The 26,699-nt window shown below is 67.9% G+C and carries 1 protein-coding gene; it reads left to right on the top strand.

Features of this window, described 5'->3' with window-relative positions:
- Entirely contained in the window at nt 1–26,574 is a 26,574-nt protein-coding gene (locus A3CU_RS0113300) for a WXG100-like domain-containing protein (protein WP_027942708.1), read from the top strand.
- The last annotated feature ends 125 nt before the right edge of the window (nt 26,575–26,699 follow it).

The raw sequence follows: 26,699 nt of genomic DNA on the forward strand, positions 1-26,699 counted from the left end.
ATGAGTATCCAGCCGCCGCATGGGAGCGGCTGGCTCGTCGAAGCGCTTTTCCAGGCGTTCGGCGCAGGGCACTGGCCGAAGATGGACGAGGATCACGTCCGGGAACTGGGCCGGGCCTGCCAGGAAATGTGCAACGCCTTGCGCGAGGCCGCGAACTCGCTGGCCGTCGAACCGGGCACGATCAAGAAGTACTGGCATGGCAAGTCGAGCCAGGCGTTCATCGCCAGCTTCGAGTTGCAGCAGGCCAACCTCGACAGTCAGGCGCAGTACTTCGACAGCCTGGCCCAGATTTGCATGCAGACGGCCAAGGACGTCGAAGAGACCAAGCTGCGCATGATCAACCAGCTCATCATCACCGCGGCGCTGCTGGTCGCCAGCTACGCCGTCTTTCCCGGCCTCGGGAGACTACTGGCCGACCCCATCGCGCAAAGGTTGCTCGAGGTCCTCCCGGGGATCGCGAACGGGCTTCCGGGGCGGATCGCCGCCCGGGCGCTGCCGCAACTGGCCGAACGGAACGCGTTCAGAGCCGCCGTCGGGAGGCTGGGCCCGATGCTGGTCGGCGGCATCGACGGTACCGTTTTCATGGGCGGCCCTGAACTGCTCACCCAGATGGAGACGGGGCATTGGAATCTCCGGAATCTGTTGGTGTCCACAGCTACCGGTGCTCTTTCGGGTCCGCTGGGTGTCGCCGTCGGCAGACCGCTCGCACGCTCATTGAGCAAGGTCGGCAAATCCATGGAAAAGCGTGCTGTCAAGGTCCAGTTGGAGCATCCCGACACGATACTTGGCGGAAAGAGCACGCTTAGCTATATCGCCCGTGATTCGGTTTACACCAAGCCCACCACGGTCCTACACGGAGCTGTCGTCGGTGCGTCGACGATGCCCATGGCTTCCTATGTCGGCACGGGGTTGGTCAACGAGGGGTACGGTGACCCCTGGGGATCGCATGGCAACAACCTGGCCATGCACTATCGGGAGGGCGCCGCGCAAGGCGCGTGGGCCGGCGTCCTGGCGGGAAACGCGAGCCCGACGCACACCGTGGGAGCCCTGGGTGCGGGGGCCAAGCATCTGGTCATGGGCGAGGGTATGGCGGGCGCCCGGGATGCCATCGGCATGTACGCCGTCCAGCACGGAATGGTCCACTCGCCCGATCCGGCCCTGTTGCAGCAGCATTCCGGACTCCTCGACGGTGCGCCAACGACGGCGCCACCCTCGCACGCCGCACACGCCGACACGGCGAGCAGCCTGCTTGGCGGTTCCGCGGACGCCTCCGCGACGCATGGAGCACACGCCGACGCGGCGAACAATCGGGGTGACGGGGCCTCCGCGACGCACACTGCGCATGGCGACGCGGCGAACAGTCGGGTTGATGGTTCGGCGGATGCCGCTGCGACACATGCTGCGCATGGCGATGCGGTGGATGGCCGGGTTGGCGGTTCGGCGGATGCCTCCGCGACACATGCTGCACACGGCGAGGCGGCGCACGTTCAGATTGACGCTTCCGCGGCCGCGGCTGCGGCGACTACCTCCGCTCTGGGCGCCCAGAGTCATGCCCCGGCCGGTGAGCACGGCCCGGTGCGTGACACCGCCGGGACGGCCGGGCGCTCGGCCCCGCGAGCGCCCGCCAGGAGCGCCGAGCCGCTGGGCGAAACAGCCGTCCACCCCGGGGCCAAGGACGAGGGCCCGGCAACCGTCACGGACCCCGGGAAAACCACGAGTGATACGCCAGGCGGGCAGAAACCGCCAGCGCAGGCCCGGAAACCCGGTGATGGCAGCGTCACGCGCGACGGCGGTGTTGTCCAGAACGACAGCCGTGCCGGGACCGGGCGGGGTGCCGAGGGTGACCACGGTGCCGGCAGTGACCACGGCACGCCCGGCTCCACCGACACGGCGAGCGGCGAGAAACCCCAGGCCGTAAGCGATGCGAAAGCGCATGCAGCGACGAGTGGTGAGAAACCGCTGGCGGTAAGCGGCGAGACAGCGCGTTCGCCTCACCCGGGTGAACACACGAGCGAGCCTGCGCGCCCGGACGATTCGACCCGAACCGAGACGGCACAGGATGGGCGAGGCCCCGCGAAGCAGGCGCACAGACCGGATTCGCCGGTTCGGGCGCACGAAGGCGACGGCCGGCAGGAACCGCCCCCACCGCAAGTGGAGCACGCCGCGGGCGATGGCTCCCGCGCGGCCGACGACGGCTCCGGCGGCACACCCGGGTCGCGCGCCGGCTCCGATCCGTACGGGCCCGAACGCCTCGGACAGACGCTCGGCGACGAGCACCTCACCGAGGTCTACCAAGGTCTTCCGCCCGACGCTCAGGAGGGGTTGCGCCGGATCCACGAGTCCAACAACGGGGACGCGGAGGCGACGCTCGCGGATCTGGCCGCGCTGAACGCACGGGGCGGAGATCTGGAGCGCGCGCTGGTCGACGCCGGGCGCGACACGTCGAATCTCCGAAGCCGGTTCGCGCACTGGCTTGCGGACAAAACCGGTATCGGGCAGAAGTTCTTCGACGCGCAGGCACGCCGGGAAAACTTTGTCCAGCAACGAATCGCCGAGCTCGAGTACGCGATCCGCCACACCAGGGAGCGAGTGGACGAAACCGTTCGCGCGCTGGTGGAAGCCGAAAAGACCGGTGAGGTACCGCTGGGCGAGCGTATCCGGCGGAAGCTCGCGGGTTCTGTTCCGGACGAGCGGGGCGCCGAAGGGTGGCCGCAGCGTCTGGAGAACGCGGAAGGGAAGCTGCGCGAGATGCGGCTCTCCCCGGACAAAGCCGGTCTCACCGACTACGTGAAGGTCGCCCAGGAAGTCGGCGCGATATTCAAGCGGGTCGAATCCGCGCGCACGGACCTGGGGTTGCGGACCGACAGCACCGCCGGTAGAGAGGTCATCGTCCAGCTTCCGGGCGTCGGGGAGGTCCGGGTCCATGATGACCTGCCCGGATTCTCCGGCGAGGTCGGCCCGCTCGACGCGGAGATCAGGATCGAAGGGCCGCTCGGCGACCGGGATCTGGGTGAGCTCCTCCACCATGTCGTCCGCAAGCTTCAGGCTTCGGTGATCGACCCGGCTCACCGCGATGCGCGAGGAAACCCGCTGCCGGTGCGGATCCGGCTCACCGGCGAGGCCCCCGCCCACCTGGTGACCACGCTACGGGCGATGATCGCGCGTCATCCGGTGACCGGTCTTCCCCTGGTCGAGCCGGTGACCGGCGAACTGCGCCACCCGCAGGTCGTCGTCGACGAACCCGCCAAGTCCGTGCTGCGGGACAAGGATCTGGCCGACCTGTTCACCGGGCTCGACTCGCCCGAGGCGCAGCAAGGCTTCCTCGAAATGTCCGAACGCTCGGGTCACGAGCCCGAGGTGATGAAGCCCGCAGTGGATCGGCTGATCCCCAAGGCCGGCGACGGTGGATGGGCCAAAGAGGACGCTACCGCCGTTTTCGAGAAATACCACGAAGATCCGGCGGCTGCCAGCCGGCCCACCCTCAGCCGGCTGCAGAAGGCCGAACAGGCGGCCGCCGGCTGGTACACCGACAAGGCGCCGGAGAACGACCCGCAGCGACTGAAGAGCGAGATCGCCGCCGTGGGTGAGGCGACGCCGCGGATCGTGGCCGTGATCGACGGCGCGATCGCCCGGGCCGAGCAAGCCGGTGCGGCCGGGGACTGGCTGCGATCCTTGCGGGAAACGCGCAGTGCGTTGCTCCTCGACAGGGTTGTGCCGCCGCCGGATCCCGTCACGGCGTTCCATGAGAACGTCGGCGAGGTTGCCCGCGTGTTGCGGGAACTGGACAACGTCGATGCCACCCCGGCCGATGGCCGCAGCGAAGTCACCATCGAGGGTGACATGTTTCCCGAGAGCCTTCGCGGGCACCGGGTTCACGTCGATATCGGTGAAGTGGGCCCGTTCGAGGGCGAGCGTTCGCTTCCGGGCGGCCCGCTGAGCCGGGAGAGTGAGTACGAACTTCTCGGCCAGGCGGCGCGCGCATTACGTGCCGCCGCGCTACGTCCGGACGGAACCATGCCCGTCTGGCGGGGCGACCTGGCACCGGAGTTCCGGCATGTTCTCGAGTCGCTGCCCGCCGTCCACCCGATCACCGGCGAGCCTCTGCTCGATGAGGGGACCGGCCATCCCCAGCACATCACCGTCCGGGGCGACGCGCACCTGACCCCGGCCGAGAGGCCTGCGTTCGAGAAATCGGCCACTGAACCGCCGGCACCGGAACCCCAGGCACCGGAACCGCGGGTACCGGAACCGCGGGCACCGGAACCCTGGGTACCGGAGGAACCGCGGGCACCGGAAGGACCGCGGGCACCGGGAGAACCGTGGGCACCGGATGTGCGGGTGTCGGATCGAGTGACTCGGGGCGAGGGTCTCGGTGATGCGGCTGGTGAGCGGGGCGAGCCTCCCCAGCGCATTACCGGGGAGGGGGACGTGCCTCCCTCCCCGGATGAGGGGCCTGCGAACAAGGAATCGGCCACGGAACCGCCAGCACCGGACATAGGGACAGAGGACCAGAACCATCCCGATGCCGTTGATCACGCGGGGCCCCAGGCCGGGCCCGCACAAGCCGGTGCGGGCGGAGATCATCAGCGGGTCGTCGTGTCCGCGGGTGACACCACGTGGACGCGTGATGCCGGCGGTTGGTATGTGACCGAGCATGGTGGTGTCCTCGATCCGGGTGGGCATTCCGTGGACCTGCCGGCCGGCTCCAAAGCGGTGGTGGACGGATCCGGTGAGTTGCGGCACGTGGTGTTGCCGGATGGTGCCAGTTTTGACCGTGGCCTGGATGGTCAGTGGTCACGGCCGCGGCACGACAGTGGTGAGCTGACCGTCTCCAAACTGGACAACCCGGTCGAGTTGGACGTGGCCGGTCCGGCCGGCGGGGAGCGGTCGACTACGACGCTTCCCTCGGAGAGTGAGGCGGTACATGACCGCGCCACCGGTGAGGCGGTGGCGTACCGGCAGGTGAAGGGCGCGGATGGGCAGCGATTGCCGGAGCCGCGCACGTTCGTGCCGGATGGTCATGGTGGTTGGGCCGAGTTGAGCACTTCACCGACGAAGTTCGAGGCGTGGCTGGCGAGCGCGAACAAGGCGCATGAGACGGCGCGGGTGTTGTTCGACATCGCGGACCGTTCAGGGCCTGGTGTTCCGGAGAACCAACGGTTGACCACGATCGATGACGAGGCTTTGCGGGCCCTGTTCCACGGTTCGCGGGATGACGCGATTGCGGCGATTTACGAGGCGGTGCACCGTAACGAGGGGGTGGCCCTGCGGTGGACGCAGCTGACGGCGTTGGACGCGTTGGGCACGGGCAAGATCGTGAACATGGCCGCTGGTGAGGGCAAGTCGTGGCTGTTCCTGGCGGACGCGGCGCGGCAGGCGGTGCGTGCCGGGGTCGATGCGGTGCATGTGATCACCACGCGGGGGAACTTGGCGGATCGGGAGTTCGAGCGTTATCACGAATTGTTGACACCGCTGGGTTTTGATGTGCACCGGATGAATCCCTACGCGTTGCCGCCGGAGCCGAGGGACGGCCGGCCGACGATTTATGTCGGGACCAATCAGGATGTCGGCTTCACGTTCTTGAAGCACGACCTGGTTCCTGGCGAGCATGCCGAGGGTGACACGGTGATCGATGCCACTGTGGACGAGATCGACGAGGCCTTCGTGTACTCGGACACCGTGTACATCGTCAGTGACGGGGCGGGGAACCTGGCTCCGGAGCACGTGGCCGCACCGGTCAAGTGGGCGAAGAACTTCCTGACCGAGCAGCTGGACCGCGGTCAGCTCACGGAAGCCGATTTCGGTCGTGAGCCGGGCCAGCGTGGTGGGCCGGCGGTGCTTACCGAGGAAGGAAAGGCGAAGATCGAGCGAATCCTCGGACGAGACCTGTCCGATGTGGAGCTCAAGAGGCTGGGCCTGGAGGCCGCGGCGCGCTGGGAATATGTGGAAAACATCCACTATGTCAGATTCCAGGACAAGATCTACATCATCGACCAGACCACCCACGAGGTCCTCTACGATCCCGAGACCTCGTCCGAGAGCAGGTGGAACGGCGGCCTCGCCCAAGCGATCGAGGCCAAACACGACTTGCCGATCCGGGATGATCCGGCCACCAACAAGAGTGTCACCGCCCAGGAACTGTATGCCCGGGATGGCTATCATCGGGTTGCGGGCGCGTCCGGGACCGCGTCGGGCAAGGAGGAGCTGTTCCGCAGCCAGGGCCTGTCCGATCAAATCGAGGAAATCCCGCGTTACTACGAGTCTCGCCTGACGAACACGGGCGACCATGTCACGGCCGGTGAGCCGGAGAAGCTCGACCAGATGGCCGAACACGTCCGAGACATGCAGCGGGACACCCAGCAACCGCAACTGGTCCTCACCCATCGCAACGACCTGGTGGCCGAGACCTCGGCGCGACTCGACGCCCTGGGGGTGGAGCACACGGCGATCGACGCCAAGTGGTTCCTCGAACAGGGCACCAACCGGGAAGCCGCGTTCAAAGAGGTGATCGACGCGGCCGGACAACCCGGCAAGGTCTTGGTCATCAACATGCAGGGCGCCCGCGGCGTCGACATCCCCATCAGCGACCAGGCAAAGGCACTCGGCGGGCTGCACGTGCGGGTAACCGCCCACTCCGGCTTGTCCCGTGATATCGACATACAAGCCGAAAACCGGGCCGCCCGCAGCGGCGACCCGGGCAGCGTGAGCTACTACATCTCCCCCGACGACGAAGTGTTCCGGCTATCGTCCAACCCCGACGTGCAACACGCCGTCATCCAATACACGCACGCCATGGAGACCCGCACCAACCTCGACCAGGCCGAACAGCGCCTCCGCGACCTTGTTCCCGACCTGCAGAGCAAAGCCGAACAGAACCTGGGCATCCACCGTCTCACCACCACCAGCCGGCCCAACGCCCCGCCTATCGCCGCACACGGTCCATCCACAACCTCTGACACCGCCCAGCCACAACCCCCACCACAACCTCCTCCCACCGAGACGGCGCTGAGCAACGGCGCACGTCCAGCGGGCCCGCAGGCGCCCCTGTCGGCCGAAACGCCGCACCCGTCGGATGCGGTGCCAAGCCGGCCTGACGGGCATGGTGGTGGCCACGGTACGGAGTTACGCCGCGAAGGTGTACCCGATCCGCGACAGGGCGGAAACGAGATCGGAAACACCACCGAAGTACCGGAACAGGCCGGTCACGACACAGCGGTGACACACAAGGACGACGTTCCCGATGGCGGCGGGGGACATCTCGCTGGACCGTCCGGTCCGGACGCTTTCGCCGCGCCGCCCGGATTGGACGATGCCGGTGGTAGTCCGGTCGCGGCCTTACACGACAGCGTGGACTGGTGGCGGCAGGCGATCCACGAGGCGCCCGGCCGGGTCCAGGACACCCCGATTGAAGAGATGTTGGACCGGATCGAGTCGCATTTCCGCGCGCTGGACGATGCGACGAGAGGTGCCGGCCCGGAGCCCGGCAAGGAGTTGCTGCGTAACCTGAGTTACCACGTGGAGGCGTTCAACGAGATCGTGCACCGGCACCTGCCGGGTCAGCGCGAACTGCCCGATCCGTTGAGCCCGGAGGCCTTGCGACGGTTCGGTCGCGAGGACCCGGTGGCGTATTTCGCCTACCGCGCGATGAATCCGGACGCGAGCTACTCCGATTATGTTTCCTGGCAGGACGACCCCTCGGGCCAGTCCCTTTGGGACCGGATCGGCGAGCGCAACTTCCTGGACGCCAGCCTGGCCGACGTCTACACCAGGACTCAGCGGGTGCGCCGCATCATCACCCTGGAAGCGGGCTCGCGCGCCGGACAACCCGACCTTGCGGACCTCGACGCGGAGGGGCCCGCCACAGACTTGGTGAAGTTGCGGCAGAGATCCGGTGAAGTCGATTTCGACGAGGTGAGGCGGCGTTCGCGGGACTGGCTTGAAGATCTTTCGCGTAGTGATCCCGATGCGCGTGAGCAGCTCGATCGATTCCTCAACGCGGCCCGTGGAGTCTCGCGCATTACCGATGACGCCCTGAACCGGTACCTGATGTACTTGGCTCGCTGGCACGGAAATCCGCCGGTGCGGGACTCCGACGTCGTGCACGAAGGCGAACTCGACTTCGACACCGTGCTGGCCGGGGTGCGGCAGGCCGTCGCCGCCGTGCCCGAGGCGCCCGAGCCGGTGGTGCTCTATCGCGGGATGCATGTCGAAGACCCCGGGGCGCTCCCGGAGGTCGGCGATGTGGTCAAGGACCCGAGGCTGGCCTACGCCTCCTACAGTTCGGATATCGCCGCGGAGCACTTTACCGGTGATCGCGGTATCGGTGTTCTGGAGATCATCACCACGCGGCGGGGTGCTCCGCTGGCCGCGACCTCACTAGTTCGCGACACGTTGCGGGAACACCTGATCGATCCTGGGGACCCCAGGGTCGTGCGGGAAAAGTTCACCATCGCGGGGCCCCATGGGAAGCCGTTGGTCGTGTTGGTGGAGGAGGCCGAAAGCGCGCGGCGGGGAAGCATATCGTCGTCTGTGGATGTGGTGCCGTCTGGCGAGGCGTTGTCCGCGGCATTGAATCACGGGATGGGTTCCGGAGGGCGGGATCATGCGGACCTGTCCACCGGCGGAGGCGAGAGGGCTCAGGAAGGCGCTGACGAGCTTCCACGGTCCGATTCGGACGGTTCCGGCGCGCCGGTTGCCGAGGAAGTGGCACACCGGAACCTGCTGGACCTGCTCAATGGCGAGGACCGCGATACCGCCGACGAGACGTACGGGATTTACTACGACCAGCCCGGCCGGCGCGGGTACATCCAACGAAGGCGGGATGCGCCGACCTTCCAGGGGCACAAGGTGCCGTTGATCAAACGGGGGACGGACGGTCGTTACCAGATCAGGCCGGCTACCCCCGAAGCGGTTAAATCTTCCTATCACGATATTCCACCAGTGGTCGGGCACCGCGGGACCCTGGACGCGACCGACTTGGCCGACGCCGATTGGATGGCCAGGGAACGGCCCGGCATCCAGGCGTCGGCGGCCGAGGCGAAAGACTCGGTGGCAGGCAACCCCCATCCGGGCCGGGAGTGGGACGAGTTCGACCAGAGCGGTTTCACTTCGGTTCGTAATCGGATCGGGGAGCCGCTCGGCGAACTCGCGGCCAGGCACGCGATCCGGGACCTGGCCGCGCGACTGCCGGACGGTTACCGGATCGAGCCGGTCGACATTCCGGCCGCCGGTGCCGCACGCTTCGACCAGGTCTACCGGCTCGTCGGCCCTGACGGTCACGTCAAGTACATAGTGCTGGAAGCCAAGGGACCGAGTGCGGGACTGGTGCCCCGGCAGGGGCCGGCCGGCGACCCGAACCACTATCTGCAGGGACACCGGCAGTACCTCCGGTCGATCGCCGAGGCCATGCAGGGCCCGGAACGCGGCGATGCGGAAGCGGCCATGGGCCGGGCGCTGGCGGAGGCCCTGGACCAACAGGACATCGAGTACTTCAGCGTGCGGGCGACCGTCGAGAACGTCGATGGAGTCGACCGGTACGCCGGCTACGAGATGAAGCAGTTCAACCTCGGGTATCCCTCAGCGCTGCAGGCATTGGCCGCTGCGGCGGCGTTGCCGCTGCCCGGTATCTCCGACCAAGAGCGCACCGTCATCAGATTTGACAAGGCAACCCGGGCGGAAATCGCCCAGTTTGCCAGGTATGGCGCGCAGGCGATCGCCGACCGGCTCGGGATCGATGAATCGGTGGTCGTCGACCGGATCAATGAGCTGGCCGAAAACGCGTTCGTGCTCGACGATCAAGGACTGGCCGAGGCCTTCCGCGACGACCCTGTCGCAACCGAGCGGATCAGGCCGTATCTCGGTGCCCGTGCTGTCTTTGACTGGGGTAGCGGCCTTGTCGGTTTGGCCCCGGGTTATTCGCTGGCTCATGTCACCGCGGCTTTGGTGAAGGAGGTTGTCACTTCACTGCGGCCGACGACGCCGATCGACGATATCCGGGCGCTCGGGATCACCGACCGAGATCGTCTGGAGTGGTTGGCGCGGGAGGTAACGTTCACCCGGGAGGTCGAGGACCACCGGGTGGTGGCGGCGTGGATGAAGGCGCTGGGGCCGCGGGTTCATCCCGCGTTCGCCGAGGTGCGAACGTGGCATGATGCCCTGTTGGCGGGTTTGGTGCGGTCCCAGGTAGAAATCCTCGGGCACCCGGGCCACGTCCTGTCTGCTTTGGACGGTGGACGTGCTCCGGTCGAGCCGAACCCGAGTGCCGACCCATTCGGCTACGGTTACCACCGGGCGGTGAACATCGTCCTGGACGATCCCGACGCGAAGTACCGGTTGCTCCTGGCGGATGTCGATCTGGGCGAGTTGTACGGGCGGTTCGGGAGTGATCTGCATTCGGCCGTGCTTGTTGCCGGTGAGTACGGGATGGACCACCTGCGTGCCCTGTACGAGCGTTTGGCGGGGCGGCCGTGGTCGGAGCCGGTGGTTCTTTCGAGTGTGGGGCGGCATGCGAGTGATGGCCTGGCTGGTGCGCTGGCCGAAGTTCCTCCGCTTCTCGAGCCGCGCTTTGCGCGCGACGCCATGCCGTGGTTCGGTTTTGATCCGCTTAGTACCGAAGATGTGGCTCAATTCCGCCGCCTGTTGGTAAGCGCGGGCCTGCCTGCGGAGCCGTCGACGGCGGAACTGGTGGCGTTGCGCGAGGTCGCGTTCAACCTCATCGATGCGCTCGATTTCCCCGGAGACCTGGCCGGACGGCGGAATTTCCTGGCAACCCGCCCCGACGAGGTGGGCGAAAAGGTACGTCAGGAGCTTCAATCTACTCTCGCCGCGGCCCAAGGGTCCATAGCGGACGCTTCGTTCGAGCACTGGCGAGACGACTTGTCGCAGCTGCTTCGCGAAGATCCGCGATTTGTCGGGCTGCTTGACGAGATGCTGAGCGGAGAAGCGAATGCGGACACGGTCGGGTGGCTGCATGAATTGCTACCGGACGAGGTGCTCCGAGAGCTTTTCTCGGCGGAAGAAATCGAACAACACCGCGCGTTGGCCACGACCGTGTTCGATCTGGTCGCGCGGGTGTTGGACGTGGTCGACGCCCAGTTCGGCCGGGGACCCGATACCCCGAAGGAGCACACCGGGCCGTTCTGGCAGCAGGTTGTGCACACCTACAACAACGGAGAACACAGTCGGCAGGACCTCGAAAACATCGTCGCTTACCTGCTGTGGCGTGCGCGCGAGTCTGACCCCGGCGCAACGCTGGAACGGTTGTTGGCCGCACTGTTGGTCGCGGCCGTCCACGATGTGGCGCAGGGACACGGCCGGGGTATGGATGAGCGGTTCGCCGCGGCGGTCGCGGTGGAACTGCTGGAGCGTAGTCCCTATCCGTTCAGCGAAGAGCTGAAGGAAGAGGTCTACCACGCGATTCTCGCGACCCGGATCGATGCGGTAACCAAGGAACAGACCGTCGATCCGGCCAAGCCCGGCATACTGCTGCAAACCGCGATGGCCTTCGCCGACTTGAAGCTGGGCCGTCGGGCGGCCCCGTTGATGGGGCTGGGGCTGGCGGCCATGGACTTCGGCAAGCCGGGCAACAGGTTCGTGAAGAAGTACGGCACCACGTTGCAGGAGGAGCTGGACCAGGCCCTGCGGGAGGGCTTCGACCTGGGCGAGGGCTCGACCGCGGACTTTGTGCGGCTGATCGACTGGTCTCGTCCCCTTTTCGAGGCGTTCAAGGATTTCGTCGACGGCCAGGTGGCGCTGTTCAAGAACCATGCCGGTGCTGATCCGCGCGCCGAGGACCGGACCGTCCGGCAAGAAAACATCGAGTTCCTGGAAGGAATCTCCCGGCGGCTCCGCGCCAACGAGATCACCGCGGCGGATGCCTACCAGGAAGCAGCCGAGCATGCTCGGGCGGATTCTCAATACTTCGCACGCGTTACGCGACAGCGCTCCGCTGAACGGCCGGCCGGACCGGAGGACTACCTCGCTGCGGCGCGGGTGGCCGTCCACGATCCCCAACTCGACGAGCAATGGCAGGACGACCGGGTACGCATCGCGTTCCTGGCCGAGCGCGGAGACCTCATCGCCGGTGAGGCCGACCGGCTGAGGGCGCGACGCGCCGAGGCACTTCGTGAAGCCGCGGCCGCGGAGATTCGGCTGCCGTTCCTGCGCGCTCGGGCGGAGACGCTGCGGCGGCAGGCGGATGCATACGACGCTGCCGGGGAGGACTTGAAGGCCAGTCAGGCCCGTGACGACGCCCAGGGCTTCGAACAGGAAGCTGAGCAGCAGGCTGAAATCGTCGAGGCGGAGCGGGCGAAGGCGCACGTGGCCGAGGCCGACCTCGCCGTACGGCGGCTGGTGCAGAAGCAGATCGCCGAGGAACTGGGCGCACGTCGCGACGCGATCCTCGGCCGGATCGCCGACGCAGCCGATCGACCCGCGACCGGGTGGGCGCCACACGGTGTGGCGGAGCGCGCCCGCGCGTTCGACGAGACCGTGCACTGGGTCGAGAACGAGGTGAAGCTCGCGACTCTGCGGGATGTGGAAGCGGCACAACACCCAGGCCACGTCGCGGCCGGCGCAGCGCGTGCCCGGGAGGCCACCCGCGCCGGCCAGCGAGAGGAACTGGCACAGCACTATGGACGGTTGCGCGACGAAGCCCGGACCGCCCGTGCCAAAGCCGCGGACCACCAGGCCAGGCACGCCGTCGAGGCGCCCAACACCCCCCAGGGGCTGGCGCACATCGCGGAACGGAAGGCCGAGCGGGTAGCCGCGTGGTCGGAGCTGCTCGTCAGGCAGCGCGAGCGCAAGCGCGTCCAGCAGCAGGCGGCGCGGCCCGGCGAGGAGCTCGAGCTGTTGGATCAGCGGATCCAGGCGTTGCGTGACAAGCTCAAGACTCCCCTCACCGAGTATGCGATGCACCGCAGCGAGGCCACGCGGTACCGGCAGCTCGCCGACACGCTCGACGCGGCCGCCGATGATCTGGCCCGGCAGGTGGACGCACTGGAGCCGAGCGGCATACCACCGGAGAACGGCCCGGCTGCTGTCGCGATACGGAATCGTGCAGAACGGACCACCCGGTCGTGGCGGGCCACGGCCGAGGAGAAGTGGTCCGCGGTTGACCGGTCCCGGGCGGCCTATGTGAACGCGGGCATCCCTTTCCGCGGCACTCGGTCGAGCCGGGTCGAGCGGGCGGGCACGGCTGGGCCCGGCGAAGCCGCCATCCGGGAGCGGGAGCTGGCGGAGGCGGACGTCGCGCGTGCGGGCCTTCTCGGTGACTCGACTGAGGAACGCCGGCTGGTGCTGGCGATCGGCGACACTCACGCCGAGATCAGCCGGGCCATGCGGGACCTGTCTGAGCTGACCGAGCAATGGCGGCGCGGGACCGGTGTCGCCTCCGGTCAGCTGAACTGGCTGCAGCAGGAGAGCGGCGAACTCGCGCGGCTGTACGACAAGCTGACCAGGTTGCGGGCGGAGCTGGTTGCCGAGCGGAACCTGCTCGTCGCCGAACAGGAAGTCACCGAGGCTCGTCGCGCGCTCGCCAGGCGCATGGACGAATGGGCCCAGGCGATACTGGACCGGACCGCCGATCCGACGGTGCCCAAGGGCGCCGCCGAAAACGCCAAGCGGCGGCTGGAGCGGGCCGAAGCAGCGGTGCGGCAGGCCACGCTGCGGGTACGCGAGCTGGCCGAAAACCGGCAGCCTCACGGCACTGCGACCCCTGGAGCCGGAGTGTCCATTCCGGACATCACGGCCACGCCGCGAAGCGGAGACGAAGCGGGCGCCGCGGACGCGGACACCCTCCAGCAGGCGCTGGATTTGGCGCGGGAGCTGAGCCGGGACGGGCACGCGGCACCGGACCGGACGTATCAGGCCGGGCACGAACTGGCCGCCGGCGAGTGGCCGCACGACGACACACGCATGTTCCTCGAACAGGCCGAGGCCAGGGCGGCAGCGGCCGGGCTGGTCACCGAGGCGGGCTTCGAGCGGGATCTGCTGAACCGCATCGCCGAGTCCGGCAATCGGATCAAGGCACTGTCCCTCGCCCGCGACGCCGGGGCACGGGGCGTGCGCCAACTGGCCGAGACACTCGAGTCGGAGGGAACCGACCCCGTTCGCGGCGGCGAGGTTCTGCGTGCGCTGACCGCCTATATCGCCGAGGTCAACGAGGTAGTCCGCGCGCTGCGTGCCGAGACTCGCGAACTGGAGCATCTGCGCGATCTGCGTGACATGGCACGCGCTGGGCGGCGGCCGAGCGGCCAGTCCGCTACGGCGCAGCAGGAAGAGACGGAGGCGGAGCGGGAGGCACCACCCGACCCCACCGAGCCGGTTCCGTCCAGCGGCATCGACGTCGGTCCGTCAGCCGCCAATGCGAGGCCCGAGCGCATCGACTTCCGCCGGGTTCGTGCGGCGGCGGTCCTCCCTCAGTCCCGTGGCTTGCGTGAGGTTGCCGACGCGGTCGCCGAGGGCGTCGCCAAGACCCGCGCGGCGGCGGAACAGGCCCGAGCTGCCTACGCAGACGCTTTGCGGGCGATCGACGAGGACGAGACCTACCTGCCGTGGGTGGCGCGGCGCCTGAGCGAGCTCACCGGCCTTCCCACCGACGCCGACCCGATCCTGGGAATTCTCGCGACGGTCTATCAGCTGGCTCCGCTGGAAGTTCTCGGGTTGGTGCTGGAACCGCGGGACGTGCTCCAGAAGCGTGCCGTGACCGTCCCGCCGCCGGCCCTTGCCCGGCGGATCATCGACAAGCCGGCCGACACCATGCTGCGCGTGATCGCCGGGCACCGCGCGCGGCTCCTGGCGACCGCGGAGGAAAAGGCCCCCCGCGTGGAGGCGGCCGAACGGGACTGGGCCGCGGCACGCGACCGGGCGCTTCGGGAGGTCGATGAGGCGCAGCGCAGCGCGATCGACGATGGACTGCCGCGGTGGGCGGCGCATCAGTTGGTCACCCAGGCGCGGAACCACCTCGCGGATGAGGGCAGCCGACCGGTGTTCGACCCGAAGCCGGATGAACCCCGGTTGGCGAAGTCGTTCGGTTCGACCGGCCGCAGCGCCCGGAATGTGGTGGGGGTCCGGCGGGAGCTGGCGAAGGCGGTGAAGGCCGCCGAGCCCTCGCGTCGGCATGCCGAGCGTGAATACCGTGCCGCGGCGGCGGAGTTGCGGTTGGCGAGGTCGAAGCTGGCCGGCCGTAAGAGTGTGGCATCGGGTTTGCTGCGTGGAGCGGGCGCCGTCGAGGTCTCCGGCACGGCGGCGAAGGCCCTGGACCTGCCGGTCCGGTACGTGGTCGCTCGCCGCGCGACGGGAGAGACCACGGCCCAGACGCCGACCGGTGGCAGCCTGAGTGAGCGCCTGCGCGAAATCACTGATCGGATCCGGGAGGACGAGGCCCGGCTGAACCGGGCGATCAACGCCTACCTGGACGCCGAACGCAACCGGGACGTAGCCCATCAGGTCTATGTCGAAGAAGTCCGTGACGCGGTCATGCAAGCAAGCGATCACGGGGTCCGGCTGGGCGTCATCGCCCGGCGAACCGGCTTGACCCACGCCGAGGTCACGGAGATCACTCGCCGGGTGGTCAGCCCGGGAACGTCGGAGACACCGCCACGATATCGGTTGCCCGTGGTGGACGCTGCGCTGGAGTCGCGCGCGTTTCTGGCGCGTGCCGGGCGCCGGATGTTCCGCCTCAGCGCGATCGTGCCCGATGTCCCGGAACTGATTCGATACTTCGACTCGCTCGATCCCGACGACCCGGCTTCCGTGGACGCTTTGCGGGCGAAGGGCGTCTCGGAGGCCACTGTCACGGCGTTGTTCCGGAACCGCTTGTCCACCAAGGGGATGAGCGACGTCCATCATCATTTGCTGTCCTACGCGCTGGACAACCAGTTCCTCGGTGCCGGTAACGAGCGCTCGGACCGTGATCCGTCTCGGGTGGCGAAGGCGCTGAAGTGGCTCAGGGGCGGGTCGAAGCCGAGCCTGGCCGAAAAACAGCTGCGATATCGGGAGGAGTTGGGTGACGAGGGCCGGATTCTGTACTCGCCGATCCGTGAGCGGGCTTTCGGTCTGGCGGCGGCCAGTGGGGCGACCTATTACGGGCTGATCAATGGCTTGCGGGCCGGCTTGATCGACAAGAAGGGCTTGCTGGAACTGCAGGGCAAGCTGGCCGATGCGTTGATGTTCAAGATGTATCGTGAGCTGCCGGCGGATGTGCGGTGGCGGGCGGACGCCGGCGTCGTCGGCACACGGTGGGACATTCCGGGCGCGCACGGTTACGACCAGTTGATGCTGATGCTCGAAGGCGCCGCCAAGGGGGTCGAGCAGACGGCCGACAAAGAGGCCATCGGACAACTACTCGGGGATCAGGCCAATACCATTTACCACCGGGACTGGATCGCCCATCTCCAGCGCACGGTCGCCGCGGCGGTGCAGGTCAAGACGGACCTCGAGGCGGGCCGGTTCACTGACGAGCACGACGCGGCACGGGCGCGCGACCTGGTGGTGGCCGCGGACGGGCTCTCGGCGCTGGGCCAGGTCGATTTCCTCGAACGCCTGGTTGACAACGGCGAGATGCTGCGGGCGTTGCTGCGATCGGCGGATCGTTCAGAGCTGGCGGACAGCCTGCCTGAAGAAGTGCCGGACATGTTCAACCCGCATTTCCTGGAGAAGATGCGGGCCAACCGGGACACCGGGCAGACGACGCTGCTGCATCACGACAACGGGTGGGCACAGCTCGGACTCAACGGATTGTTCCAGTCCACGGCGCCGGACGAACGCGGGCTGATGCCGATGATGGCATTGCTCAAGCATCACCCCGAGTTCCGCGACAACCGCCTGGTGTGGGCGCACCTGGGAGTGGGCAACTGGACTTACCTGACCGTCGAGCACCTCGACCGGCTGGAGCGGATGCTCGACCTCTTCCCCGGACTGCACTACGACTTCTCCTGGACACCGTTGGGGCAGTACCTGCACGACGATCCGGCGGTGGCCGCGCGGTTCATCGAGTTCGCCGCGAAGCACCAGGACCGGCTGCTGTACGGCTCGGACGGCATCAGCATGATGCCCAGCGCTCAGATGTGGCGGCACTGGACCGAACTGGAACCGGTTCTCGTGGCCATCATGGAACGCTACCCGGACGGCCCGGAAATCGTCCGCAAGATCACCGGCGGGAATTATGTCCGGCTGATGGACGATGCCGAGCGTGCTGCCAGCCAACGGTTTGTCGACGAGTACTTCTCGGATTACCACGATGCGTGGGTGGAGCTGATATCGGAATTCCCGGAGTCGTTCCAACGGGCGTTCCACGAGCGGGCGCAGCGGTTGCGGCAGTTCTTCGAGCCCGACCCCACGCGTGCCCTCGGCCCTGGCGTGGGTCCCGAGGAATGGGGAGGAGACTGGCGACGTAATCCCCAGATCGAGTCCGCGATCAATGCCTACCAGATCGTGTATGGCGACTTCTCACTCGCCAAGGCCGCCAAGGTCGTGCGCTCGGATTTCGTGCGGCAGATCCGGACGAAGGTCGCCGGCTACTGGCAGAACCGGCAGGAACGCGGCGGGCTGCGACCGGTGGAGACAGCCGAGGGCCTGGGCATGGAGAAAACCGTGCAAGCCCTGGCGTCGGCGCATTACGCATTGAAGGCCGCCGAAGGGATGTCGCCGGAACAGCGGCAGGAACTCGTCGAGCGAGTGTTGCACGATGTGGAAAACACCGAGCGCGGTCGTTATGAAGCCGCTGCCGCCATGAGCCGGCTTCACCAGTTGTGGCGCCGCCGCGCCCTCATCGGCTGGACCACGGTGGCGAGCACCGCGGCGGCCGGTGTCACGGCATACACGATGGGGCTCACTCCGGCCTTGACGGCGGGTGCGGTCGGCCTGTCGAACGGTATCGGTTTCGTGGTGCGTTCGGTGCTGACGAATATCAAGAACGCGCATACGACGGAAATCCGGACTACGACCGAATCGCTCATGGAGCGAGAACGGACCGATTTCGAGGCGATCAACCGGCTCGCGAAGATGTACGACAAGCTGATCGTCCGTGACATCAACCCGGGCGGACGGAAATTCCACAAGGAATTCCCGACCCTGGGGCGGCATGTCGCGGAGGTCATGGCCAACATCAAGGAGCGGACCCGGCAGTTCGTCATCGACTACCTGGCCACTGTCCACTTCCGACTTCCCGAGGGCGTCACCGCGCGGGACCGGCGGATCTGGGCCAACATGCTGTTCTCCCGCTGGAAGGACTACCTCAACCGGCTGGCCGGCGGCACGGTCGACTCGGTCAACCGCCTGAACCCGCAAGCCGGAAAGCTGCTGGGCCGCGGGTTCAACACCCTCGTGGCCGCAAGCTGGGTTGGTCACCTCTTCGGACATCTGTACCAGGCCGTCACCGCCCATGGCCTGGCGCAGTGGGTATCCGCCGGGTACCTCCCGGTGGACCTCGGCTTCGCCGCCGCCACCCTGCCCGCCATCTGGTCCGCCTACGACAAGGCCGTGGGCCCCGGGCTACGCAAACTGCAGAACCTGAGCTTCAGCACCCTGACCCTGGCCAACGCGGGACTCACCGCCCAGTTCCTGCTCAACGGACAGTGGCTGCACACGGTGACAGCGGCCAGCCTCACCGCAGGTACCGCGGTTCTGGCCAAGATGGGCGTCAATATCGAACTCAAGACGGGCCGCGACTCCGCCAAGAAGGGACCCGGCGCCATCTATGTGGCGATGAGCGCCATGCAGGGCCTCGGCATGATGGCGCTGAGCCAATCGACGGAAATGATGGCGGCCGCAACGTCGGTGGCCCTGTCCGGGCCCGCCATCTACCTTGCTCGCGGCGCCTGGGCCCGCTACCGCGCCCTCCGCCCAGCACCGCGACACTCCTTCTACGAGGGTCAAGCGCCGCCACGTGCCCACGGCGCCGCGGTGCCGGACGCGGGCCCTGGACCGGATCGGACCGGTGTCGCACCGATAACTCCGCCGTCCACCGCGGAACTGCCCGCCGCCGGCCGGCTCGACGGCCGCGGGGTGACCGCCCAACTGAGGATCGCGCTGGAAGCGCAGCTCTGGGCGACCCGCGGGGCCCGGGACGATGGCCGCGTGAGCGACCCGGCTTGGCGCGAGTACGGCGCATTGCGCAGTGGCACGCTGGAGGCGCTGGGCCAGTTGGACGACCTGGTGTCGGCGTGGTCGAAGCAGCCCCGTGGCGCGAGCGATGTACGCGATCTGATGCATCGGCGCGGGCAACTGGATAACGCGCTCGACGAACTGGACCGCTTCGCGAACGAGCATGGCTTGCCGTTACTCGACCGTGACAGCGGCGCGCCCAGGCTGGTGACCGGCGACGGCGTGCCGCATCCCCATGACCTGGCGAAGACCGGCGCCCGGATCGAGCGTGCCGTGCACGCCATCGAAGGGATTGAGCCGCCGGAAGCACGCAGGCTGGTCGAGGATCTCCTGAACGAGCTGCCCAGGGTCGTGCTGCTGGACCGGGCCGCGGTCGCCACGCAGCTCGGTCCGCGGGATCTGAAGCTCCTGGGCCGCTACCTCGACGACCCGGCGACCGAGGCCATCCGGTACCGGGGACGCATCCTGGTGCGCGCCGGCGACCTGAATGAGGTGGCGGAGCGGATCACGAACCTTCTTCGCCGGGAGGGCGAGCCCCTGCCGGACGAGCCGGCGGCGGCCGCCGATCGGAACGTCGAGGCGGAGCTGGAAGCGCGCCGAGTCGCCGGCGTCGACACGCCGGATTCCCTGGCGTTGCTGGACGGAGTCCGTGACCGCGTACGGCGGCTTGCCGCGCTCGATGCGATCGAAGCCAACGAAGAGTCCCAGCGCTTCGGCCTGGTCGGCGAAGCTGCCACACTCACGGCGGAACTCAGCCGCTGGGCCCGGAACTACTCCGGCCCCGACGACGAGACCGCCGCCGCGGTGCGCGCGCTGGACCCGCTGCACCCCCGCGCCCTTGCGCGGGACGGCTGGACCGGCACGATCTCCCAGCGCGGGGCCGTGCTCGCGAAGCACCGGCAGGTCACCTCGGGCAAGCCGGACCGGCTCGCCTGGGACACCGCCGCGCATCGCCTGCTCGCTCGCGCGGAGTCGATGGAGCCGGACGCGCTGCGCCGGATGTTCGGTCACGACTACGACTTCGTGGTCGCCGCCGGCAATCCCGAGTTCATCACCAGGGACGGCATCCCGTTGCTGCGTCCTGGTCTGCCGCTGGACCATATGGTTTTCGACCTCGCCGAGGCGATCGCCCATCAGCTCCAGGACGGTGGGGTGCCCTGGGCCGATCTCGGCGACCCGAAGCTGGCCGACGAACTCGCCGAGCAGGCCCGTGCGGCCACCTCGTTCGAGGAATACCGGGAGCGGATCCACGAGGTGGTCCAGCGGCGCGAGCAGTCGGCGGTGCGCCTGGTCGGCCAGTTCGTCGACGGCTACACCGAAGCCCAGGCCGAGCGGTACCCCGAATACCAGCGGACGCCGATCCAGGCCGTGCCACGCGATTTCCGGCCGCTGTGGCTCGCCGCCGCCGACACCCATGATTCGGGCGTTCCCGAGGATACGTTGCGGACGATTTTCCAACGGGAGCAGGAGAATCCGGGTTCGCCGGACCAGGAACTGTTGCGGGATATGCCCTTCGGTTCGTTCTCCGGCCACCACCCGGTGAGTCCCGGCGAGCAGTTCCGGGAACCGGAGCAGCCCCGGCCGCCGACGGTCGATCCGGCCGATGCGGACCGGATCATGGATATCCTTGTGGAGGCCATGGGCGCGCTGGTGCAGAGCAACCTCGGCAAGAGCCCACTGGCCGACCGGCTGGCGCTGGCGATCAAACTGGTCGACGGTGACCGTAAGGCTTTCGAAAGCGCCTTCCCCGAGGACCAGGACGGTGTGCGGCGCCTTCTGGCGCTGGCGGCCACGGGGTCCCCGGAGGACATTGTGGACGAGGCGCGTCAGCCGCGCGGTCCGGTCACCCGACAGCGCTTTCGGCACGAGAACGGTCGCCCTGGCGGGCGGTCGGATGATCGGTCGCCGAGGGGCGGCGACGGGACGCTCGGGGGCCTCCAGCGCCGTTTCGGATTACCTGTGGCGACGGCGGGGGTCGTACTGGGGGCCGCGGGTGCCGCGATCGGTGGCGTTCCATCCCGGGCGGACGCTACCAGTCGCGTCGCACATCCCGTGGCGGCCGCGTTGCGGGGTGAACAGCAGGAGCGGGTGGAGCCGATCAACCCGAAGCAGTTCACGGTCAATGTGGATATGTCTTCCAGCGGCGCGGCCGGCCGGGTGGGGGCCCGGCTCGGAGTACCGGCCGTGTCGATAGCAGAGGTGGCCGATGCCGCGACGCGCAAGGCCGGTTCGCTGGACGCTCACCGGGACGTGGTCCGTGGTGTCGACGGGGTCGCCGGCGGGTTCGCGTTCGACAAGGATGACGAGAATTCGAACTGGCCGCCGCAGGGCATCACCACGAGCATGGATGCGCAGGCCGGTGGTGCTGATGTCGGCGGCCGGCAGATAGTCGCGGTCACTTCCTACCGGAAGAGCCAGAGCCGGCTGACGGTGTTCAAACTGGACGGTGGGATCGGTGCAACGACGCCGGCCTACAGCCAGGTCGGGTTTGTGGAGCCGACCGCGGACGGCGGGTTCAGTCATGTGGAGAGCCATGCGGGTGGCGCGGTCTGGTACGGCCACCTGTTGTTCGTCGCCGACAGTGCCGTGCCCGGCTTCCGCGTGTACGACACACGATTGATCTTTGCGTCGAACAAGGACGGCTTCGACTACCTCATGCCGCAGGTCGGGGTGGTGAAACTGGACGGTGGTTTCCTGCGGGTGTCCACCGTGTCGCTGGATCACAGCACCAGTCCGCACAGGCTGGTGGTGGGTGAGTACGCGAACACGAACGATGGTCCGGAATCTGATGCGCCGAACAGCGGTAACCGGGTGCATCCCCGGGTGGTGGCTTTCGAGGTGGACCCGAAGACCGGGCTGCCGAAGCCGCAGGCGGTGGCCGCATGGCAGACACCCATCCAGAATGTGCAGGGCGTCGCGGTAAATCATGGCAGGTTGTACCTCTCCAGCAGCGACGGCTCCCATCCCGGGACGCTGAGTACGGGGGATCCGGCGACCGGGAAGGTGACGAAGAGGGGCTGGCCGGTCGGGCCGGAGAGTTTGTCGTTCTGGCCGGGTCAACCCGACATGTTGCTGACCGTTACCGAGCACCAAGGCGGGCGGGTAGTGATCGCGAAGCGGCTGCCCACCACCACCGACCACCTCCCACAGCGTGCAATGCCTACGTCTACGGCGAAGCCGGCACCGCCGTCGAACCCGGCCTCGTTACCGTTGGGGTTAGCCGGAATCGCCGTCGGCGTCGCCGCCGCGGCCGGTGGCGGCGCGGCCTACCATCTCCGCCGGAAAACGCGCGGCTCCGCGAATCCCGAGGGCGCGACCGCGGCGACACCCGACCAGGCCAACTTCGAACCCGTGGGGTCGCTTCCGTCGCTGCCGCCGCGACCGTTGAACCTTGAGGAACTGCGCTTGCGCGGTAAGTCGTCAGAGGGTGGGGATCTCGGCCTGACGGCGAAGGTGGAAGCGGAGCCGCTGCCGGATTGGGGCGATTCGTCGCCGGGAAACAGGGCCGAGGGGTCGCTTCCGCCGCTGTCGCGGCCGTTGAACCCCGAGGTGTCGCGGTTGGGTGGCCACTCGTCGCAGCGTGGAGATGTTGCGCCGACGCCCAACGTGGAAGCGGAGCAGCCTGACGCCGCCGGCGGGGCGGTCGTTTCCGATCCCATGTGGCCGGCGCCGGACCCCGGCGGGAGGACCCAGAAGCCTGGGCTGCCGCCCGATCGACCAATCCCTGGCCCCGTGCATGAGACACGTTCCGCCCGACGGAGCGAAGGCACGCGTGACGACCAGCCTCGGGTATTCCGTGGGGACACCGAAGGGAAGGTGCCCAGCACGCTATCCGCGCTGACGGTCGGCGATCTCGAAGCCGTCGAGCAGGTTCTGGACGACCTCAACGAGTATCGCCGGCTGGTGAAAAAACTGAACAAGGAAGGTCGTGGCCGTCTCCGCGCGAAAGATTTCCAGCACCTGTGGGAAAGCCCGGATACCGAGAATCGGCAGCATGCCAAGGAGCTGTGGGAGGTGGAGGGCCGGTTGCGGCGCCTGATCAACGGCGACGCCACCGGCAAGGATCACGGCCTCGGGTTGAGTGAAGCACTCGCCGGCGGCGACGCCCGGTTCAAGCTGTTCGGACGCGCCGTGCTGAGCCACGAACGCTTTCGCGGCGGGTTGTGGTTGCTTGCCGAACTTCGAAGGGCGGAGGAACATCCCGCGCCAGGTCTGGCGCACGCGCTGAGCGCCTTGCGCACCGTGCAGTTCGGCGACCGCGACAAGGAGGGCATCCTCGGCGACCGGATCTACCGCGTGGTCATCCGGCCGACGAACGAGTTGCCCATCGATGAGTTGTTCGTCCCCGCGCCCGAACAGAAGTTGCCCGACCCGGTGGCCGCTTGGGCACCCACCCACCACAACGTTTTCGAGATCGGCTGGTGGTCGGGCCCCGAAGCGTCGCGTGGCCTGCGAATCCTGCGCGCGGGCTTCACCGTGCAGGTGACCGTCGTCGACGACGAGAACGCACCCGCGGTGAGCAAGCGCCGCTGGGAGGCAGGCGGCCGGCCCGTGGAGTGGATTTCCAGCAGCAGGATGGGCGTAGTGGTCCGGCGGTCGGCCGGCCGACGGGAGGTGGAAGACGGGCTGCGCGAGATCTTGCTCGGCGAGATCGCGCGATATCGGTCGCGGGTCCCGACGGTCGGGATCGACACGCGGTTGAGTCTCATGAACATCGGGGGCAATGCCGCGGGGGTGGCGGCCGGCACCGCCGGGTCCGTGGCTCTCGGCCACCCGGTCGCCGACGGCTATCTGCTCGGCCAAGCCCTTTATACGCTCTGGATAGCGGCGGTCGGTGGCCCGACGAGCTATATCTCCACGGTCAACCAGACGCGCTCCTTTATGGAAATGCTTCGGTGGCTTGGTGCTCTCCTTGGCGGCGGGAGAGGGCCGGGCACGCAGGAGCTGACCATGGGCGCTCGTGACGGCGCGGCCATCATGACGCCCGTGGCCGAGGTTTTGCATGTCGAGTTGCCGGCCCTGCCGCCAATAGAGCCGTACGCCAATTTGACCGAAGCGGAGCGAGCCGACTTCGCCGAGCGTGTGGCCCGGGTGGGGCAAGAACTCCGCGGCCAACTGACCACTGTGGAGTTCGCCGCCAAGTACGTGCCCAACCAAACCCTCGTGGACAGCTTCCGCGGGCTACGGTCGGTGCGGTGGCAGGAGCCGGGCTCGGCCGAGCGGGACGAGGAAAGCCAGTCGGTCGAGGACTTCGGTGCGTTGGCGTTCGAGCTCCCGAGCGGGGAGAAGATCACTGTCTCGATTGTGCACGGCACGCAACTGCACTCGTACCACGTGCTCAAAGGCGGCGACGCGGACCGTTCGGAGCTGCGGTACTGGATCGGGCTGTCGCCGAATACCTATTCCGCCGGCGACGCGGCCATTCGCCAGACACTGTCCGAGCAGCTCGTGGACATCGTCCACAAGGCCTCGATGATCTGGCTGCAACCTCGGTTGCGCGCCTACGGAGCGGAACACCTGTCGATGTGGCCGGTCGAGGCCGCCATCGCCGCGGCGTTCGGGATCGTTTCGGGCACCCCGGAACTGATCGCGCCGATGACCTTGGCGGGTCTGGGATCCCGGGTGGGCGTCGCCTCGGCCCGCTATCTCAACTTCAAGTACAGCTCGCTGGCCCAGTCTCTGTGGTGGGACGCCAACCGGGAACGTCTGGCCTTCACGTCACTGATCGGCAACACCGAGATGCGAGTCATGGCCGGTCGGTCGTTGGGGCTGCTGGTCGCGGCGGGGCGAGTGAGCCGTGGGGTCGGCGCGGAGATCCGGCGGCACACCGGGGGCGAGCAGGCACCGGGCGAGCTGGTTCCCGCGGATCCGGACGAACTGGTGCGGCAGGCCGTCGCGCACCTGCGGGAGCAGGCGGCGGGCAAGGCCGGGGTGCGGAAGGTGGACCTACGGCAGGAAGGCACGGAGCCGGTTCTGGTGATCTACGCGGACCGGCGCCTTCGCGTGCCGAAACTACCCAGCGAGTTGCGCATCCAGGTGGGGGTCAGCGCGGAGCTTCCGGACGACATCGCTCCGATGACGACGCACGTCAAGATTCACCGTCGAGGCACCACCGATGTGCGTGAGTTCCTCATGCTGTTGCCCGAGCAGTGGACCGTGGGGAATTCCCGGCTGTCCGTCGACGAGATGACCCGTTGGCTGGACCGGCACCTCGACGACATTTTGGAGCAGGAAAGGTTCCTGCACTCGCGGAGGATGAGCCAGCTGGCGCTCGACGCGGCCGCCAAGGCAGCCAGCAGCGGTGCCGTGAACGCGGCGGTCAGCGTGCAGTTGGGCAACCCGGCCGCAGCTGGGCAGTCCGTCACGGAGGCGGCCCAGCAGACCGCGGACGGGTCGCTGCGCATCGTGACCACGCGCAGCACGTTCGAGAAGATTGCCCGCGGGTTCCGGATGGAAATTCAGAACGGGGTGGCCACACCGCGGGCGATGGACGACCGGTTATGGGCTGGTGCCCAGGCGGCCTTCCGCGCCGAGACCGATCTGCGTGGGTTGTTCACCCAGCACCTCGACGATCCGCGCCTCGGTGACAAGGCCCGGGAGTTGCTCGACCGGCGCGGCCCGGCACCGGCGCGCCCGGGGCAGGCGATCGACGACTTCGAGAAGTTGCGGACGTCCGGGGATCTGGTCGCCGGTATCCCGTATTTGGCACACGTCGAACGCCGGGGACGCGGCCGGTATCTCCTCCACATCGACCACGCGGCCAAGCCCGGCCCGAAGGAAATCCTGGCCAAGCTCACGGGGGAACACCGCCGGCAACTGCCCATTACGCTGCTGCCGGGCATCCCCGGTGAGCCCACGAAGATTCTGGCCGATGCCAAGGACTCTCGGTTCCTGGTCGTCGGTGAGGACATCGAAAGCATCCTGGATCAACTGCGTACGCTGGTGACGCTCACCCACTTCGGGCCCGTGGGCGTGCCGGGCCGGGCCGCGCGGCTGGTCGAGGAATTCGGTTCCGGAAACGCTCCCTCGCTGGCCAACCGGAGCGCGAACGAGGCGATGACCTCGCACCCGAGTGCGCGTAACTTCGCCGTCCAGGCTTTGGCGGCCATCGTTTCGGCGGCGGGTAATGTCATCTCGTCCAGGTGGTTCGACATGGGCGTCACTCTCACCTTCGAGCAGACGCTGATGTGGTACACCTACGATGGAGCACCGATGTCGGAGGAGCGGGATCACCTCGCGCAGCATCTCGCCGGCAGGCTCACCGACTACACCCGAGGGCAGACGCTGGACTACCTGGAATTCGCGGAGGCCGCCGGATTTCACCGGCCCGCCACGATCGCGATCCTGCGCGAGGTGTTCGGCGAGAATCCCCGGCCGCTGGGCGAAATCCTCGCCGAACACGGGATCGACGCCGGGCGACTGCCCGAGCGGTGGACGTTCTCGGACCTGGATCATGCCGCGAGCCAGTGAGCTGACGAACCCCGTGCGGCACGCGACTCAGGCCCGGCCGGACGAACGGCTCGCCGGGCCCGGCGACACCGTGGCATGAGCGTCCGGCTGGCGAAGGTGCGAGAATCGAAAGCTTGAACGAGGAG

It is taken from the genome of Amycolatopsis taiwanensis DSM 45107 (assembly GCF_000519205.1).
Taxonomy (GTDB): domain Bacteria; phylum Actinomycetota; class Actinomycetes; order Mycobacteriales; family Pseudonocardiaceae; genus Amycolatopsis_E; species Amycolatopsis_E taiwanensis.